Source organism: Arthrobacter sp. UC242_113, from assembly GCF_044054585.1.
GTDB lineage: Bacteria > Actinomycetota > Actinomycetes > Actinomycetales > Micrococcaceae > Arthrobacter.
In genome coordinates this window covers 1,904,384-1,921,134 of record NZ_CP171968.1, presented here as the reverse complement: position 1 = coordinate 1,921,134, position 16,751 = coordinate 1,904,384, and the positions used below count along the sequence as shown (strand labels likewise).

Genomic DNA, 16,751 nt, shown 5'->3' with positions numbered 1-16,751 from the left:
GACGGCGGGTGGCCGGCTGGGCTGTTTCGGCAGCCCACCGGCCGCCCGCCGTCGTTCTGCCCCATTGCCTATTCTTCCCTGGTGACAGAATGAAACCTGTGAACCAGGACAACATCACCAGCGCCTTTACCTCCAGCAGCCCGCTGACGCGTTTCCGCCTCGCTCCCAATCCGGGGCCGATGAGCCTGGAGGGGACCAACTCCTACATCATTGGCGAGCCGGGGCACGCGGCTACGGTGGTGGTTGATCCGGGTCCGCTGGATGAGGCTCACCTTCAGGCGCTGGCCGCGGCCGGACCCGTGGAGCTCATCCTGGTCACGCACCGGCACGCGGACCACACCGCCGGTTCCGCCCGGCTCGCGGAAATCACCGGCGCGCCCGTCCGGGCCGCCTCTTCCGAGCATTGCCATGGGGGAGCCGTGCTGCAGTCCGGGGAAACGATCGCTGCGGGCGGGACGGAGATCCGGGTGGTTTCCACACCGGGACACACGTCCGACTCCGTCTGCTTCCATCTGCCCCTCGACGGACCTGCCGGCTCCGTACTGACCGGGGACACCATCCTGGGCCGTGGGACCACCGTGCTGGACTATCCGGACGGCACGCTGGCGGACTACCTCGCTTCCCTCGACCGGCTGGAGCGGCTGGGGCCGGCCACCGTCCTGCCTGCCCACGGCCCTGTCCTGCCCGCACTCGACGCGGTGGTCCGCGCCTACCGGGACCACCGGCTTGACCGGCTGGCCCAGATCCGAACGGCCCTCGCCGGCCTCGGCCCGGACGCCGCCGTCGCTGAGGTCACCAGCGTTGTTTATGCCGACGTCGACCCTTCCGTCCGGCGCGCCGCCGAGAATTCCGTGGCGGCACAGCTGGAATACCTGCGCCTCCTGAGGGAGAGGGACTGAGACTGTAGGCTTGGAGCCATGCGTATTGCCCGGTTTGTAGTCGATTCTGATCCCCTTTACGGCGTTGTTGAAGGCCAGCCCGGCAGTGAGGAAATCACTGTCATCAACGGCGATCCGTTCTTCAACGGCGTGGAACGCACCTCCGTGCGGCACAAGCTGGAGGATGTCCGCCTGCTGGCGCCCATCATTCCGCGCAGCAAGGTGATCGGCGTGGGCCGGAACTTCGTGGAGCACGCCCACGAGCTCGGCAATGAGGTGCCCCAGCAGCCGCTGCTGTTCCTGAAGCCCAACACCTCCGTGGTTGGCCCGAACGATCCCGTGGTCCTGCCGGAGTTCTCCGAGGAAGTCTCCTTCGAGGCGGAGCTGTGCGTCGTCATCGGCCGCATCTGCAAGGACGTGCCCGAAGAGCGTGCCGACGACGTGATCTTCGGGTACACCTGCGGCAACGACCTCACCGCCCGCGACGTCCAGAAAACAGACCTGCAGTGGGCGCGGGCCAAGGGCTTCGATACTTCCGCGCCGCTTGGGCCGTGGATCGAAACCGAACTCGACCCCGAGGACCTGTCCATCAAGGGCCGGCTCAACGGCGAACTCCGCCAGGACGGCAGCACCACCCAGATGATCCGCGGCGTCCGCGAGCTGGTGTCCATCGTCTCCAGCGCCTTCACCCTGCTGCCCGGGGATGTCATCATGACCGGCACGCCCGCTGGCGTCGGCCTCGTCCAGGCCGGTGACCGGTACGAGGTGGAGATCGAGGGCATCGGCCGTCTGTCGAACCCCGTGGTCCGCCGCTAGCTGTGCACCCGGCGGCGCTCCCAGCGGGCAGCGCCGCCGGGGACGGGGCAGCGGTGCCCGGTTGGTAAAGTTGGTACCACTATGACTACCCCCTCCGCCGCTCCAGCTGCCATTCCTGCCGTCACCGCCGAAACGCCCGTCCGCGTCCGCTTCTGCCCGTCACCCACGGGCACCCCGCACGTCGGGCTGATCCGCACGGCGCTGTTCAACTGGGCCTACGCCCGCCACACCGGCGGCAAGATGATCTTCCGCATCGAGGACACGGACTCGGCTCGCGACAGTGAGGAAAGCTACCACCAGCTGCTGGATGCGCTGAAGTGGCTCGGCATCGACTGGGACGAGGGCGTCGAGGTGGGTGGGCCCCACGCGCCGTACCGTCAGTCGCAGCGGAGCGAGCTGTACCAGGACGTCATCGCCAAGCTCAGGGCGGGCGGCCACATCTACGAGTCCTACTCGACGCCGGATGAGATCGAAGCGCGCCACCGCGCCGCCGGCCAGGACCCGAAGCTGGGCTACGACGGCTTTGACCGTGACCTCAGCGACGAACAGGTCGCGGCGTTCAAGGCCGAGGGCCGGGAAGCCGTGCTGCGCCTGCGGATGCCGGACGAGGACATCACGTTCACCGACCTGGTCCGTGGCGAGATCACGTTCAAGGCCGGCTCTGTCCCGGACTTCGCCGTGGTGCGTGCCAACGGTGCACCGCTCTACACTCTGGTCAACCCGGTGGACGACGCCCTCATGGGGATCACGCACGTTCTCCGCGGCGAGGACCTGCTCAGCTCCACACCGCGGCAGATCGCACTGTACCGGGCCCTGTATTCCGTGGGCGTTGCGGAATACATGCCGGAGTTCGGTCACTTGCCCTACGTCATGGGCCAGGGCAACAAGAAGCTCTCCAAGCGCGACCCGGAATCAAGCCTCTTCCTGCACCGGGAGCGCGGGTTCATCCCCGAGGGGCTGCTGAACTACCTTTCCCTGCTCGGCTGGTCCCTGAGCGCCGACGAGGACATCTTCACGGTGGAACAGCTGGTGAAAAACTTCGACATCCACGATGTCCTGGCCAACCCGGCCCGGTTCGACCTCAAGAAGGCCGAAGCGATCAACGGAACACACGTCCGGCTGCTGGACCCTGCAGTCTTCCGCGAGCGGCTGGTCCCGTACCTCCGTCACGCCGGCCTGGTGGGGGAGATCCTTACCGACCGCCAGGAGGAGATCCTGACGGAGTCCGCGCCGCTGGTCCAGGAGCGAATCACCCTCCTCGGCGAAGCCCCGGAGATGCTGGCGTTCCTGTTCAAGTCTGACGACGCGATCGACGTCGCTGCAGACGCCCGCAAGGGCTTGCCGGAGAACGTCACCGAGGTTCTCGACGCGGCGTTGGCCGCGCTCGAGCCGATCAGCGACTGGAATGCTGAAAACATCCAGTCCGCACTGAAGCAGGCGCTGGTGGAGGACCTCGGCATCAAGCCCCGGCTCGCGTTCGGTCCCGTACGCACCGCGATCTCCGGCCGCCGGATCTCGCCGCCGCTGTTCGAGTCCATGGTCATCCTAGGCAAGGAATCGTCCCTGGCCCGCCTGCGCGCTTTCCGCGGCTGATGTCACAGCCCACAGTGGAAACCACCGTCCTGTCCCGCAGCCTCGGGGCGGTAAGCGGGGTCCTGTTCGACATTGACGACACCCTCGTGGACCTTGCCTACGCCATGACCACGGCGTTGCGGGACGCCAGCGAACACCTTCTTCCCGGCCTGGACCAGGCCGGGTGGGAGAAGGTGGGGCGGATCTTCACACACGAGACGACCCACTACTACGACCGCTACCTCGCCGGTGAGCTGACCTTCAACGAGCAGCGTCTGCTCCGGGGCCGCGCTGCCCTGGGCCACTTCGGCGTCGAAATGGGCGAGGGGGAGGAATCGCACAACTGGCTCAGCACCTATTCGCGGCTGCAGCCCAGCTACGTGCGGGCCTACGAGGACGTGCTGCCGTTCCTCGACGCCCTGGACCAGGCCGGTATCCCGTACGGGGCCGTGAGCAACAACGTGCACGACTACCAGCGGGTGAAGCTGGACAGCGCCGGCCTGGAACGCATCCGGTTCCTGGTGGGCACCGATACCGTCGGCGTCCCCAAGCCGGACCCCGCCATCTACCTCGAGGGCGTCCGGCTAATCGGCAGCACGCCCGCCACCACGCTCTACATCGGGGACAACCGGCTCCTGGACGCCGAGGGCTCGACGGCGGCAGGACTGTTGGGCATCTGGCTGAACCGCAGCGGGGAGCAGGCTCCGGGTTTTCAGGGGCAGGAGATTGCCTCGCTGCTGGAACTGCTGGCTCTGCCGGCCGGCTCCAGCTAGCCGGCAGGGTCCGTTGCCTGCGCCCATTGCGGCCTACTCAAAGTGTGGCGCAGGTAACGGCCCGCCGATTTGTGCGGGGCAAAACTCTCGGGTAGAGTAATTACTCGTGCTGAGGGGCACGGAGCGAAAGATAAAGACTTTCGACCGACCCGAAAGTGCCATTGGGATATGGTGTAATTGGCAACACTACGGTTTCTGGTACCGTCATTCTAGGTTCGAGTCCTGGTATCCCAGCTCTGAATCTCTTCGGATTTTCCGCAGAATTTCAGGTGTTGTGAATCGAAAATCATCGATTTGGAACAAAGCCAAATGTGTGAAACACTACTTTGGCTTGATCGGCGGAGACGCTGATCGGAAAGTACATGGCCCCATCGTATAGCGGCCTAGTACGCCGCCCTCTCACGGCGGTAACGCGGGTTCGAATCCCGCTGGGGTCACAAGTAACCGGCTCCGGGCAACAGCCCGGGGCCGGTTTTGCTTTGCCGGAAAAATCCGTGGGCCCGCTGGCTGTTTGGCGGCCGCCAACGCGCGGGTCCGACCCAAACCCGGCCTGAACTGGCATGATGAGGCTGTGACCTCCGACCGGATCCCGCCAACCCAGGACCAGGACATGGAAGCGCAGCCTGCCGGCGTGCGCCTCCTGGAGGACGTCCGCCGCGATTTGGCTGCTGTCTCGTTGCCGCTCGCCCTGCCGACGGCCGAACAGGCGCGGCTGGAGATCCGGAACTCTGTGGCCCAGCTCGATGACTACGTCCTGCCCCGCTACCGCAGCCTTGATGCTCCACTGCTGGCCGTCGTCGGAGGTTCAACAGGTGCAGGCAAATCGACTCTCGTTAACGCTCTGGTGGGCCATCCGGTGACACGTGCCGGTGCCATCCGGCCCACCACCCGCCAGCCCATCCTGCTGCACCACCCATCGGAAGCTGACTGGTTCGAGGACCAGCGGGTACTGCCCGGCCTCAGCCGGATCCGCGGAACCGTCGTCCCTGCGGCCGCCACTTCTGCCGCCACGCCTGCCGCCGCTGCCGCACCCGCCGGCCCGGCCGGACCCACAACGGACACCGCGCCCGTCACGTCATTGGTCCTGGCGGGCGACCCTGCCGTGCCGGAGGGCATCGCACTGCTTGATGCTCCGGACGTGGACTCCGTCTCCGACGAGAACCGCAGGCTCGCCGGGCAGCTGCTGGCGGCCGCCGACCTGTGGATATTCGTGACCACCGCTAACCGCTACGCTGACGCCGTTCCGTGGAAGCTGCTGCTGAACGCGGCGGCGAGGGACATCATGGTGGCGGTGGTCCTCGACCGCGTGCCTCCGGCGGCGGAAGCTGAAGTGAGCGAGGACCTGCGCAGCATGCTGGCCAGGGAAGGCCTTGGTGCCGCCCGTCTCTTTGTCATCCCGGAAGTCGCCCTCGGCAGCTCCGGCATGCTTCCGGCGGAAACCGTGCAACCCCTGAAAGCCTGGCTTCGCGGCATTGCCGACGACGCCGCTGCCCGCGCTGACATCGCACGGCGGACGCTGCATGGCGCCGTACGGGAGCTTAGCGAGCGTGTGGGCCGCATCGCCGACGCCGCGAGAGAGCAGGGCCGCGCGGCCACCCTGTTGGGCGACGACGTACGGGCCGCCTACCAGGACGCGGGAACCCGGATCATCGACGCCACCAAGGATGGCGCGCTCCTGCGCGGCGAGGTCCTGGCCCGCTGGCAGGATTTTGTGGGAACGGGCGAGTTCTTCCGCGGCCTGGAGCAGAACGTGGGGCGGTTCCGCGACCGGCTTGGGGCGTTCTTCCGCGGCGAGCCGGTGCCCGCAGTGCAAGTGGAAACCGCCATTGAAACTGGGCTCCATGCCGTCATAGTGGATGAAGCTGCCAAGGCGGCGGAGGACGCAGACCAGCGCTGGCGCTCGGATCCGGCAGGCCGGCAGCTTTTAGGCACGGACGACCTCTCGGGTACGAGCCCCGGCTTTGCGGACCTCGTGGCGGCGGAAATACGCGACTGGCAGGCCGGCCTCATGGAACTCATCCGGACCGAAGGGCAGGACAAGCGGACCCAGGCGCGCTGGCTCTCTTTCGGTATCAACGGGCTCGGAGCGGCCCTGATGATCGTGGTGTTCTCCATGACTGCCGGGCTGACCGGTCTTGAGATCGGCGTCGCCGGAGGTACCGCCGTCGTAGGCCAGAAACTGCTCGAAGCCGTCTTCGGCGAGGACGCCGTACGACGGCTCGCACGTACCGCCCGTGACGATCTGAGCAGCAGGTGCCGAAGCCTGCTGGCGGCAGAGCAGGAGCGCTTTTTGGACCGGCTGGCCCCGGAGGCCGGCCAGGCCGCCGTCGGGCTCGCCGAACATGCGCGGGCGCTCACACGGTTGGCGGACGCCACGTGAACCGGCGGGGGAGGGCGAAGGAAGAGACGCGGCTCCAGGGCCGGCTCGAGGCTTTGGGCACGGCCCGGGAACTGGCCGAAGGCGTGCTTCCCGACGCCGCCCTCGAGGACGTCGTCGGGGTGCTGGAACGTGCCAGGTCGCGCCGGGCGCTCTCCGCCGACCATACGGTGGTGGGCTTCTTCGGGGCGACCGGAAGCGGAAAATCCACCCTGTTCAACGCCGTGAACGGCGCTGAAATCGCGACGGCGGCGGCGCGACGGCCCACCACCTCCGAACCTTTGGCGAGTGTGTGGGGCGCCGACGGCAGTGAGCCGCTGCTGGACTGGCTGGACGTCCGTGCCCGCCACCATGCAGAAGCGGTGGACGGGTTCGCCGACGAGGACGCCGGGCTGATCCTGCTGGACTTGCCTGACTTCGACTCGACGCGCACCGCTAACCGGGAGATCGTCCAGCGGCTGGTGGGGATGGTGGACGTCCTGGTCTGGGTGCTGGACCCGCAAAAGTACGCCGACGCCGCCGTCCACAACGGCTTCCTGGCGCCGCTGGCATCACACGGCGCCGTCACACTGGTGGTGCTCAACCAGGTGGACAGGCTTCCCGCGGCGGACGTCGCGCCCGTGCTGGAATCGCTGCGGGGTCTCCTGGCGCGTGACGGGCTGGGCAAGGTCCAGGTCCTGGCGGCATCCGCACTGACCGGAGCGGGTGTCGACGGCGTCAGGGCCGCCATCCGCCGCGTGGTCTCGCAGCGGGAAGCTCTGTCACTGCGGCTTTCCGCGGACGTGACCAAGGCGGCGGCGCAGCTGGAGGAAGCGGCAGGCCGGGGGGACGCCGCTGGCGTGAGGGGCGGGACCGTGGCGCGGCTTGGTGATGAACTGGCGACGGCGGCCAACGTACCCCTGGTTGCCGCTGCAGTGTCCGCGTCCTACCGGATCGAGTCCACCCGGCGCACGGGCTGGCCGGTCACGCGGTGGCTTGTGCGCTTCAGGCCTGATCCGCTCCGCCGGCTCAACCTCCGCCGTGACGCCAGCCCCGAGGTGAACCGGACGTCCCTGCCGCCCGCCGGGGCTCCGGAGCGCGCGCGGACCGATGCTGCGGTCCGCGAGTTTGCCGATGCCGCCAGTGACGGAGCCCCGGGCCCCTGGCGGGCATCCATCCGCGCGGCGGCCCGGGCGGGTAGGGACCGGCTGCCTGATGCCCTTGACCAGGCCATTGCCGGCGCTGACCTCGCTGCGGGACGGAGGTCCTGGTGGTGGGGTGCATTCAATGTGATCCAGTGGCTCGCGCTGCTCGCGGCTGTGGCGGGGCTGGGCTGGCTGGGTGTCCTGGCCGGGCTCGGCTACCTGCAGCTGCCCGTACCGGAGGTGCCCCGGGTGGAAGGCTGGCCCATCCCCACCCTGCTGATTGCCGGGGGAGCTGCATTGGGGATCCTGCTTGCCGTGACGGCCAAATTCATCTCTGCCGGCGTCGCTCGGCGCCGCGGCGCGAGGGCGAGGAAGCGGCTCAACGCCGCGGTGGCCGAGGTAGCTGGCAGGCTTGTGGTGGAACCGGTGGAGGCGGAGGTCCGTCGGCTGGAGGCCTTCAACGCGGCGCTCCGGGCTGCCGGCGGCTAGTTCTACTCAGCCGGCCGCCGTCTCCAGTGCTGCGGCGGCGTCCCGGACCTTGATCATGGTGCGCAGGTTCCGGGTGGTGGTGGAGGCCTTGTACTTCGGCTTGGCGGTCAGTTTGCTGAACGGGCTCTCGAGCGTACCGCCCGCGGGCGCCAGCCATGCCAGGGCCTCGGGACCCAGCCGCTCCTGCTCTACGCTGTCCAGGGCTTCCCCCGCAGCGAAGAGCTCGTCCAGGGCGGCCGGGTCCGAGGCCAGGGTGAGATAGGTGTGGGTGGTTTTGTCGTCGGCCGGGTAGCGGCAGGCAGCCACGAGTTCCGCTACGCGGTCCGCCGTCACCACCACCACCCACGCGTCATAGCCGAAGGCCTTCCGCAGGGTTGTCTCGAATTCCTGCTTGACGGCGGCAGGCTCGAGTTCGCTGGCCAGCACCACATTGCCGCTGGCCAGCAGCGTCTTCACACCGGTGAACGGTCCCCCCTGCAGGGCTTCCTTGAGGTCCGCCATCTTGATGTTGATGCCGCCCACGTTGATGCCGCGGAGGAACACTGCGTAGCTGGTCATGCGCCCACACTACTGCCCGATCGAGTGCTACCGCCCGTGCGTCCCGGCCCGGCTCATTAGGGTGCCGGGCCGTCCTGTTCGGAATGGTGTATTTCGTATGAACGGGTTCCTGACAGCTTGGCTTCACCCAGACCCCATCCGGACAGTCTGGAGCCGGGTAGTGGCGGTGCGGTGGAGCGGTAGGTGTGGCCGGTGGGTGTGGTGATTTCGATGGTGTGCCGCGGCCCTGGTCTGGGTTGGGCTTTCCAGCCGGGAAGTTCTTTGGTGTGGTTGCAGGCCTCGCACAGTCCCGCGCCATTACTTAGTGACGTGGGGCCGTCGCTGTGCCAGGGGATGATGTGGTCGTGGTGGCGGATCGGGGCGTCGCAATAGGGCGTGCGGCAGGTGTCGTCGCGGATCTGCATGAAGCGGCGCAGCGGTGCCGGGAAGAGCCGCCGTCGCGAGTCCATGGCCACCAAGGCACCCGTCCCGGGCGCAGTGTAGAGCCGCCGGACCCAGGTTTTGAGTTCTTTCAGGCTCTTGGCTGAATCTGGCGCAGCGGGCTGGATACGAACCTGGTCTTCCTGTCCTCGCGTGAGCAGTTTGCGGGCGAAGTCGGCGGGGATGATGCCGTAGCCGGGGATGCGGGCGGGTTCGGGGTCGCCTTGGAGGAGCGTCCGGTCGGTCATGACTACGTTGAGCTCGATGCCGGTGATGCCGCCGGGGGTGCCGGTGATCGACTCGACCAGGGTGTCTGCCTTGATCTGGTCGCGGGAGCGCGGGTCGCCTACGGCGTGGAGGGTGTCGGCGTTCCGGGTCAGCGCCGCGAGAACTGCGACGCCCTCGTGGACGGGCAGCAGCGCTGACAGGTAGGTCATGCAGTCCGGTGCCGGGCGCAGGCTCACCCTCCGCTCCGAGGCGGCGTGGCTGGCGCGCTGGGCGACGGAGCGGGGATCCCTGCGGATCGCTGCGGCGCGGACAGCGGCGATGACGGCCCGTGTCCCGGCACCAACGAACGTACCTGTGTCGGCGGCGAGTTCCTCGTCAACGGCTGTCCGGTCTTCGACACTCAAACAGGCGGTCTCTTTCACCATGTGCATGACGCGCTCTTCGTTCAGCTGCCCGGTGTCCAGCGCTGCCTGGGCGTGGGGCATCTGCACCAGGGCTGTGGCCGTGCCGAGCAGCCGTTGTCCGCGGTTTGGGGACTCGCCCCTGGCCAGTGCGATCTGCTCAGCCGCGCCGAGGCCCTGGTCTTTGCCGCGGTCCTTGCCCAGGTCCTCAGCGCCCAGTGGCACCCGGACGGTGGACTCCTGGCGGAGCCTGGCCTCGAAGGTCACAGAAAGCCGCGCCTGTTGCCCGGCGGCCCAGCACTTGACGTTCTCGTAGGCGCGGACCTGGTCAATCAGTCCTGCATTGTCGGCGGTGAGGTCAGCTGCCGGGAGAAACCAGCCGGGGGTTATTGGAGGGGCGCCGTCGGAAACCCCGTCGTCAAACAAGAAATACCCGTCGAAAGGGCGGTCGACAAACAGGGCCTCAGGAAACGGGTCCTCGGGAAGCGATGCCGGATATACGGCGCCGAGGTCGTCGTCATGCGGAAGGCCGTCGTCCGCGAACGCATCCTCGGGGAACACATCGGAGGGGAACCCGGCGCCAGGAAAAAGGGCGTCTATAACAAGAGTGGCGGGAATCGCGGCAGCCTGCAGAACGACGCGCGGCGCCGCTGCTGTCAGTGCCGAATTCCCGATGCCTTCCATGAAAACAGTCTGCCAAGGGGCTACGACATTTAAGGGCTGATCAGGCACCAGATGCGGGATGGATCCAAAAGTTCTTTTGAATCATCTGAGAACGAAAACCAGGTAGCAGATCAGGGCGTTCCCAGCGCTGAGAACGCCCTGTGCTGCTACTCAGCTGGGTGCATGATGAAAAACCGGCTGGACGGCGTGTTCAGCTGAGTGATATCAGTCGTTATTCTTGCGGAGCGCTTCGGTCAGGACGCGGGCGGCGTTGCAGACGACCTCCGCGTGCAGCCGGCCGGGCTGCCGGGTGAGGCGCTCGATCGGGCCGGAGATGGAGACGGCGGCGATGACCCTGCCGGACGGTCCGCGCACGGGTGCCGAGACTGAGGCGACCCCGGGTTCCCGCTCGCCGAGACTCTGGCCCCAGCCCCGCCGTCGTACTCCCGCCAGAACGGTGGGCGTGAAACGCGCGGACTGCAGGCCCTCCAGCAGGCGGTCATGGTCCTCCCAGGCGAGCAGGACCTGGGCGGCCGAACCGGCCTTCATGGACAGCTGGGTTCCCACGGGAATCGTGTCGCGCAGCCCGATGGGCCGTTCGGCGGAGGCAACGCAGACCCGCCAGTCACCCTGGCGGCGGAAAATCTGGGCGCTTTCGCCGGTGGCGTCGCGAAGCTGCATGAGAACCGGCCCTGCAGAGGCGATCAGCCTGTCCTCGCCGGCGGCGGAGGCAAGCTCAACGAGGCGGCTGCCGAGGACAAAGCGTCCCTGGATGTCCCGGCTAACGAGGCGGTGGTGGACCAGTGCCAGCGCGAGCCTGTGCACGGTGGGCCGCGCCAGCCCCGTGGCAGCGACTAGCTGCGCAAGAGTGGTGGGCCCGGCCTCAAGTGCATCGAGCACCTGCGCTGCTTTATCAATGACACCGACTCCACTAGAGTTGTCCATGTATTGATATTGCCGTCTCATTATCTGAGATGCAAATCATTTGACTGGCTTATTACAGGGGTCTGCTGTTTCAGTGGATATGACAGCAAACAGCATCGAAGGGAGATGGCCATGGCCAAAACATTGGCCGAGAAAGTCTGGGATGCGCACGTGGTGCGCAAAGGCGACGGCGAAGGCGCCAACGCCCAGCCGGACCTTCTGTACATCGACCTCCACCTCGTCCACGAGGTGACCTCCCCGCAGGCCTTCGAGGGTCTCCGCCTGGCCGGCCGCAAGCTGCGCCGCCCGGACCTCACCATCGCCACTGAGGACCACAACACCCCGACGCTGGACATCGACAAGCCGATCGCTGATCTTACCAGCCGGACCCAGATCCAGACCCTGCGCAACAACTGCGAGGAGTTCGGCGTCCGCCTGCATTCCCTCGGTGACGCCGAGCAGGGCATCGTGCACGTTGTGGGCCCGCAGCTTGGACTGACCCAGCCCGGAATGACCGTGGTGTGCGGCGACTCGCACACGTCCACGCACGGCGCGTTCGGTGCGCTGGCCATGGGCATCGGCACATCCGAGGTGGAGCACGTCATGGCCACCCAGACGCTGTCCCTCAAGCCCTTCAAGACCATGGCCATCAACGTCGAGGGCACGCTGCGCCCCGGTGTGACCGCCAAGGACATTATCCTTGCCGTCATCGCCAAGATCGGCACCGGCGGCGGCCAGGGCTACGTCCTGGAGTACCGCGGCTCCGCCATCCGCGCGCTGTCCATGGACGCCCGGATGACCATCTGCAACATGTCCATCGAAGCAGGCGCCCGCGCCGGCCTGGTGGCTCCGGATGAGACCACCTACGCCTACATGAACGGCCGCCCGCACGCGCCGCAGGGCGCCGAGTGGGACGCCGCCGTCGACTACTGGAACACGCTGCGCACGGACGACGACGCCGTCTTTGATGTCCAGGTTGACCTGGACGCCAACACCCTCGAGCCGTTCGTCACCTGGGGCACCAACCCCGGCCAGGGCGTCTCGCTGTCGGCAAACGTACCGTCCCCGGAGGACTTCGGCGACGAGAACGCCAAGGCCGCCGCGGAGCGCGCCCTGCAGTACATGGGCCTGGCAGCCGGAACGCCCATGAAGGAGATCCGGGTGGACACCGTCTTCCTGGGCTCCTGCACCAATTCGCGCATCGAGGACCTGAGGGCCGCGGCGGACATCGTCCGCGGGCGCGAGAAGGACCCGACGGTCCGGATGCTGGTGGTCCCCGGCTCGGCACGGGTACGTCTGGAGGCCGAGGCCGAGGGCCTGGACAAGGTCTTCAAGGACTTTGGCGCGGAATGGCGTTTTGCCGGCTGCTCCATGTGCCTGGGCATGAACCCGGACCAGCTGGAGCCGGGGGAGCGGTGTGCCTCTACCTCCAACCGCAACTTCGAAGGCCGGCAGGGCAAGGGCGGCCGCACGCACCTTGTTTCTCCTGTGGTTGCAGCCGCCACGGCCGTCCGCGGAACGCTGAGTTCGCCGTCGGACCTCGATCCGGCACCGGCATCCGCAGCCCTCACCACCGACGCCGCCTAGGAAGACGCCATGGAAAAGTTCACCACCCACACCGGTATCGGCGTCCCGCTGCGCCAAAGCAACGTCGACACGGACCAGATCATCCCCGCCGTGTATCTCAAGCGCATCACCCGCACCGGCTTTGAAGACGCGCTGTTCTCAGCGTGGCGCAAGGACCCTTCCTTCATCCTGAACCAGGAGCCGTTCAACGCCGGTTCCGTCCTGGTGGCCGGCCCCGACTTCGGCACCGGGTCCTCCCGTGAGCACGCCGTCTGGGCGCTCAAGGACTACGGCTTCCGCGCCGTCCTTTCCTCCCGCTTCGCCGACATCTTCCGCGGCAACTCGGGCAAGCAGGGACTCCTCGCCGCCCAGGTTGCCCAAGATGACATCGAGCTCATCTGGAAAACCCTCGAGAACGCACCCGGAACCGAGGTGACCGTTGACCTCGGCTCCAAGACCGTCACCTGCGGCAACGTGGTTGCGCCCTTCGAGATCGACGACTACACGCGCTGGCGCCTGCTGGAGGGCCTCGATGACATCGGACTGACCCTGCAGCACGAGGAGGACATTACGGCCTACGAAGCCACCCGGCCGTCCTTTAAGCCGCTTACACTCCCGGCCAGGACTTCTTGACCGATTATCATCAAGCATCACCAAAGGCCCGCCGTGCATAGCCGCGGCGGGCCTTTCCGCTGCCCCCGGTCCGGCCGTCGGAGCCCACGCGCCGGAGTCAGTATTTCGGTTCGGTAACGCGAACTCATATGCTTAGCTGGTGCCTTTGTAAGGATTTGGGGGCGAGTAGTCGTGAGGAAACCGGTAAATGAGTAGTGTTCTGACAATCCGCGGAGGCGTCCCGCTAACAGGCCGTGTCACCGTCCGCGGTGCCAAGAACCTTGTGCCCAAGGCCATGGTGGCCGCGCTGCTGGGCAACGAGCCTTCCGTGCTGCGGAACGTTCCGGAAATCAAGGACGTCGAGGTAGTCACCAGCCTGCTCCAGCTCCACGGCGTGACCGTCGACAAGGATCCCGTCACCGGTGACCTGACCCTGGATCCCAAGGCTGCCAAGACTGCGCCGAGCACGGCCATAGACGCCCACGCAGGCGATTCCCGGATCCCCATCCTGCTGTGCGGTCCCCTGATCCACGCGGTCGGCGAAGCCTTCATCCCGGACCTGGGCGGCTGCAAGATCGGCGACCGGCCCATCGACTACCACTTGAACGTGCTGCGGCAGTTTGGCGCCGTCGTCGAAAAGCGTCCGGGCGGCATTCACATTTCGGCGCCCAAGGGCCTGCGCGGGGCCAAGATTTCCCTGCCGTATCCCTCCGTCGGCGCCACGGAGCAGGTTCTCCTGAGTGCCACACGCGCCGAAGGCATCACCGAACTCTCCGGTGCCGCCACCGAGCCGGAAATTGTTGACCTCATCGCCGTGCTGCAGAAGATGGGCGCCATCATCAGCGTCCAGACGGACCGCACCATCCGGATCGAGGGTGTCCGGGAGTTGGGCGGCTACAACCACCGCGCGCTGTCGGACCGCAACGAGTCGGCCTCCTGGGCGTCCGCGGCGCTGGTGACGCGCGGCGATATCTTCGTCGAAGGCGCCTCCCAGCGGGACATGATGACCTTCCTGAACACCTTCCGTAAGGTGGGCGGCGGCATGGACATCGGCGAGGACGGCATCCGCTTCTACCACCGCGGTGGCAAGCTCAGTCCCCTCGTCCTCGAAACGGACGTCCACCCCGGTTTCATGACCGACTGGCAGCAGCCCCTCGTCGTGGCCCTGACACAGGCCGAGGGCGTGTCCATCGTGCACGAGACCGTCTACGAGAACCGCTTCGGCTTCACCGAAGCACTCATCCGAATGGGCGCCAGCATCCAGGTGCACCGTGAATGCCTGGGCAGCGTGCCGTGCCGCTTCGGACAGCGGAACTTCCTGCATTCCGCCGTCATCTCCGGCCCCACCCAGCTCAAGGGAACCGACATCGACGTGCCGGACCTCCGCGGCGGCTTCAGCCACCTGATCGCCGCCCTGGCCGCCACCGGAACTTCCCGGGTGACCGGAATCGACATCATCAACCGCGGCTACGAGCGGTTCACTGAGAAGCTGGCCGGGCTCGGCGCCGACTTCGACATTTCGCCGGCGAAGTAGCGGGGGCCCGGTGAAAGAATCGGCCAAAAGCCATACAACGTTTGTGATCATCGCCGGCATTGTCCGGCCTGTCCTGAACCTGATCATGAACAAAAAATGGGAGGGCACGGACAAGCTTCCCGCGGGCGGCTTCATCGCCGTGCCCAACCACTGCACCGAGATTGACCCCCTCGTGATCGGGCACATGCTGTACAGCAACAAGCGCGCCCCGCACTTCCTGGCGAAGTCGGGCCTCTTCAAGGTCCCGGTGGTGGGTGCCGTACTGCATGCCACCAAGCAGATTCCGGTGGAACGCTCGACGGCGGGGGCCAACCGCTCGCTGCAGCTCGCCCAGGAGGTTGTCGCCGAGGGCGGAGCGATCATCATTTACCCCGAGGGTACCCTGACCCGCGACCCCGACCTGTGGCCGATGAAGGGCCACACCGGCGCCGCCCGCCTGGCCCTCGAAACGGGCATCCCCGTGGTGCCGATGGCGCACTGGGGCGCGCACGAGCTCTTTCCCCGCTACGCCAAGCGGTTCCACCTGTTCCCGCGCAAGACCTCAAGGGTCCGGATCGGCGACCCCGTTGACCTCTCGCGCTTCGCGGGCCGGCCCCGGGACAAGGCCACCCTGTCCGAAGCCACTGACGTCATCATGGATGCCGTCACCGGGCTCTTGGCCGAACTCCGCGGAGAACAGCCGCCGGCCCGGCGCTGGGACCCTACCGCCCACAACCAGACGAAGCACGGCCGCGACGTCGAGCGGGGCGGCAAGTGACGCCTGTGCACGCCCGGCCCGGCTCCGCCGTGTCCGTGGCAGTCCTGGGCGCCGGCTCGTGGGGCACCACGTTCGCGAAAATCCTGGCCGACGCCGCCACAGCCTCCGGCGTGGAGCGCAGCATCCGGCTCTGGGGGCGCCGGGAGGAAGTCGTAGCCGAGATCAACGGCAACCACCGCAACCCCCAGTACCTGGCAGACATTGACCTTCCGCCAAGCATCTCCGCTTCCACCGACGTGGCGGACGCGCTGTCCGGAGCCGACCTTGTGGTCCTTGCCGTTCCGGCGCAGTCCCTGCGCCTCCAACTGCGCAAGTGGAAGCCCCTGATCGGGCCCGACGCCCTCGTGGTGTCGCTGATGAAGGGCCTTGAGCTTGGCACCGACGCCCGGATGAGCGAGGTGATCGCCGAGGAACTGGACATCCCAGCCGACCGAATCGCCGTCGTCTCCGGCCCCAACCTGGCCATGGAGATCGCCCGGGAGGAGCCCACGGCCTCGGTCGTCGCCTGCCCTGATTCCGCCGTCGCCGGCTGGATCGCCAGAAGCTGCACGGCCCCCTACTTCCGCCCCTACACCACCTCGGACATCGTGGGTGTCGAGATCGGCGGCATCGTCAAGAACGTCATCGCGCTGGCGGTGGGCATCTGCGAGGGAAAGCAGATGGGGGACAACACCAAGGCCTCCGTGATTACCCGCGGCCTGGCCGAAACCTCACGGCTGGCCCTGGCGCTCGGCGGGAAGGCCCACACCATGGCCGGTCTGGCCGGACTAGGCGACCTGGTGGCCACGTGCTCGTCACCGCTGTCCCGGAACCACACTGCCGGCCGCCTGCTGGGGCAGGGCCTGACGCTGGACGAGGTCGCGCAGAAAATGACCCAGACCGCCGAAGGCATCAAGTCCGGCCAGGCAGTCCACGAACTGGCCGGCAAGCTCGGCGTCGAAATGCCCATCACGGCGGCCGTCGTCGCGGTCCTTGCCGGAAAATTGTCCGTTGACCAACTCGGGCCGCTGCTGCTGTCCCGGGAACTTAAAGCCGAAGGCGATTACTGACAGTGTCGGA

The 16,751-nt window shown here is 67.1% G+C and carries 14 protein-coding genes and 2 tRNA genes; 13 read left to right on the top strand and 3 right to left on the bottom strand.

Annotation, left to right across the window (positions count from 1 at the left end; translation table 11 throughout):
- Positions 1-98 precede the first annotated feature (98 nt).
- The 8 genes from ACHMXB_RS08645 to ACHMXB_RS08610 all read left to right on the top strand — a co-directional run bounded on the left by ACHMXB_RS08645 (position 99) and on the right by ACHMXB_RS08610 (position 8,029).
- On the top strand, positions 99-899 hold the full coding sequence (locus tag ACHMXB_RS08645; RefSeq protein ID WP_395404473.1) for an MBL fold metallo-hydrolase: 801 nt from the start codon (positions 99-101) through the stop codon (positions 897-899).
- Between the two features lie 18 nt (positions 900-917).
- Positions 918-1,694: a fumarylacetoacetate hydrolase family protein gene (locus ACHMXB_RS08640; protein ID WP_111905966.1), complete on the top strand. Its 777-nt coding sequence runs from the start codon at positions 918-920 to the stop codon at positions 1,692-1,694.
- A gap of 81 nt (positions 1,695-1,775) precedes the next feature.
- On the top strand, positions 1,776-3,287 hold the full coding sequence (gene gltX / locus ACHMXB_RS08635) for a glutamate--tRNA ligase (protein ID WP_395404471.1): 1,512 nt from the start codon (positions 1,776-1,778) through the stop codon (positions 3,285-3,287).
- Positions 3,287-4,039 carry an HAD family hydrolase gene (locus ACHMXB_RS08630; protein ID WP_395404469.1) on the top strand — a complete coding sequence of 251 codons (753 nt, stop codon included), beginning with the start codon at positions 3,287-3,289 and terminating at the stop codon, positions 4,037-4,039. The genes gltX and ACHMXB_RS08630 overlap by 1 nt, the downstream gene beginning before the upstream one ends.
- A 162-nt stretch (positions 4,040-4,201) precedes the next feature.
- A tRNA-Gln gene (locus ACHMXB_RS08625) sits at positions 4,202-4,273 on the top strand.
- Positions 4,274-4,403: 130 nt separating this feature from the next.
- A tRNA-Glu gene (locus ACHMXB_RS08620) sits at positions 4,404-4,476 on the top strand.
- 173 nt (positions 4,477-4,649) lie between these two features.
- Entirely contained in the window at positions 4,650-6,419 is a 1,770-nt protein-coding gene (locus ACHMXB_RS08615) for a dynamin family protein (protein ID WP_395405193.1), read from the top strand.
- Positions 6,416-8,029 carry a GTPase gene (locus ACHMXB_RS08610; RefSeq protein ID WP_395404467.1) on the top strand — a complete coding sequence of 538 codons (1,614 nt, stop codon included), beginning with the start codon at positions 6,416-6,418 and terminating at the stop codon, positions 8,027-8,029. Before ACHMXB_RS08615 ends, ACHMXB_RS08610 begins: the two co-directional genes overlap by 4 nt.
- 6 nt (positions 8,030-8,035) lie before the next feature.
- Here the strand turns inward: ACHMXB_RS08610 and ACHMXB_RS08605 are convergent, their stop codons facing one another.
- The 3 genes from ACHMXB_RS08605 to ACHMXB_RS08595 all read right to left on the bottom strand — a co-directional run bounded on the left by ACHMXB_RS08605 (position 8,036) and on the right by ACHMXB_RS08595 (position 11,244).
- A complete protein-coding gene (locus ACHMXB_RS08605; protein ID WP_395404465.1) occupies positions 8,036-8,587 on the bottom strand; it encodes a DUF1697 domain-containing protein in 552 nt (183 codons plus the stop codon).
- A 56-nt stretch (positions 8,588-8,643) separates the two neighbouring features.
- Positions 8,644-10,320: an HNH endonuclease gene (locus ACHMXB_RS08600; protein WP_395404463.1), complete on the bottom strand. Its 1,677-nt coding sequence runs from the start codon at positions 10,318-10,320 to the stop codon at positions 8,644-8,646.
- A 204-nt stretch (positions 10,321-10,524) separates the two neighbouring features.
- A complete protein-coding gene (locus ACHMXB_RS08595; RefSeq protein ID WP_043420062.1) occupies positions 10,525-11,244 on the bottom strand; it encodes an IclR family transcriptional regulator in 720 nt (239 codons plus the stop codon).
- Positions 11,245-11,355: 111 nt separating this feature from the next.
- Between ACHMXB_RS08595 and leuC the strand changes: the two genes are divergently transcribed.
- From leuC to ACHMXB_RS08570, 5 genes are all read left to right on the top strand, one after another.
- Entirely contained in the window at positions 11,356-12,810 is a 1,455-nt protein-coding gene (gene leuC / locus ACHMXB_RS08590; protein ID WP_395404461.1) for a 3-isopropylmalate dehydratase large subunit, read from the top strand.
- Between the two features lie 9 nt (positions 12,811-12,819).
- Positions 12,820-13,422 (top strand): 3-isopropylmalate dehydratase small subunit, encoded by a 603-nt coding sequence (leuD, locus tag ACHMXB_RS08585; protein ID WP_395404459.1) that lies wholly within the window; start codon positions 12,820-12,822, stop codon positions 13,420-13,422.
- Positions 13,423-13,609: 187 nt separating this feature from the next.
- Positions 13,610-14,935, top strand: a complete 1,326-nt coding sequence (gene murA / locus ACHMXB_RS08580; protein WP_395404457.1) for a UDP-N-acetylglucosamine 1-carboxyvinyltransferase — start codon at positions 13,610-13,612, stop codon at positions 14,933-14,935.
- 10 nt (positions 14,936-14,945) lie between these two features.
- Positions 14,946-15,692 (top strand): lysophospholipid acyltransferase family protein, encoded by a 747-nt coding sequence (locus tag ACHMXB_RS08575; protein WP_395404455.1) that lies wholly within the window; start codon positions 14,946-14,948, stop codon positions 15,690-15,692.
- Entirely contained in the window at positions 15,689-16,741 is a 1,053-nt protein-coding gene (locus ACHMXB_RS08570; RefSeq protein ID WP_395404453.1) for an NAD(P)H-dependent glycerol-3-phosphate dehydrogenase, read from the top strand. The genes ACHMXB_RS08575 and ACHMXB_RS08570 overlap by 4 nt, the downstream gene beginning before the upstream one ends.
- Positions 16,742-16,751: the final 10 nt, after the last annotated feature.

Excerpts from the sequence above, each read along its gene's own strand:
- ACHMXB_RS08600 (WP_395404463.1), bottom strand. The coding sequence starts at position 10,320 with ATGGAAGGCATCGGGAATTCGGCACTGACAGCAGCGGCGCCGCGCGTC.
- ACHMXB_RS08615 (WP_395405193.1), top strand. The coding sequence starts at position 4,650 with ATGGAAGCGCAGCCTGCCGGCGTGCGCCTCCTGGAGGACGTCCGCCGC.
- ACHMXB_RS08640 (WP_111905966.1), top strand. The coding sequence starts at position 918 with ATGCGTATTGCCCGGTTTGTAGTCGATTCTGATCCCCTTTACGGCGTT.
- gltX (WP_395404471.1), top strand. The coding sequence starts at position 1,776 with ATGACTACCCCCTCCGCCGCTCCAGCTGCCATTCCTGCCGTCACCGCC.
- leuD (WP_395404459.1), top strand. The coding sequence starts at position 12,820 with ATGGAAAAGTTCACCACCCACACCGGTATCGGCGTCCCGCTGCGCCAA.
- leuC (WP_395404461.1), top strand. The coding sequence starts at position 11,356 with ATGGCCAAAACATTGGCCGAGAAAGTCTGGGATGCGCACGTGGTGCGC.
- ACHMXB_RS08630 (WP_395404469.1), top strand. The coding sequence starts at position 3,287 with ATGTCACAGCCCACAGTGGAAACCACCGTCCTGTCCCGCAGCCTCGGG.
- murA (WP_395404457.1), top strand. The coding sequence starts at position 13,610 with ATGAGTAGTGTTCTGACAATCCGCGGAGGCGTCCCGCTAACAGGCCGT.
- ACHMXB_RS08605 (WP_395404465.1), bottom strand. The coding sequence starts at position 8,587 with ATGACCAGCTACGCAGTGTTCCTCCGCGGCATCAACGTGGGCGGCATC.
- ACHMXB_RS08595 (WP_043420062.1), bottom strand. The coding sequence starts at position 11,244 with ATGGACAACTCTAGTGGAGTCGGTGTCATTGATAAAGCAGCGCAGGTG.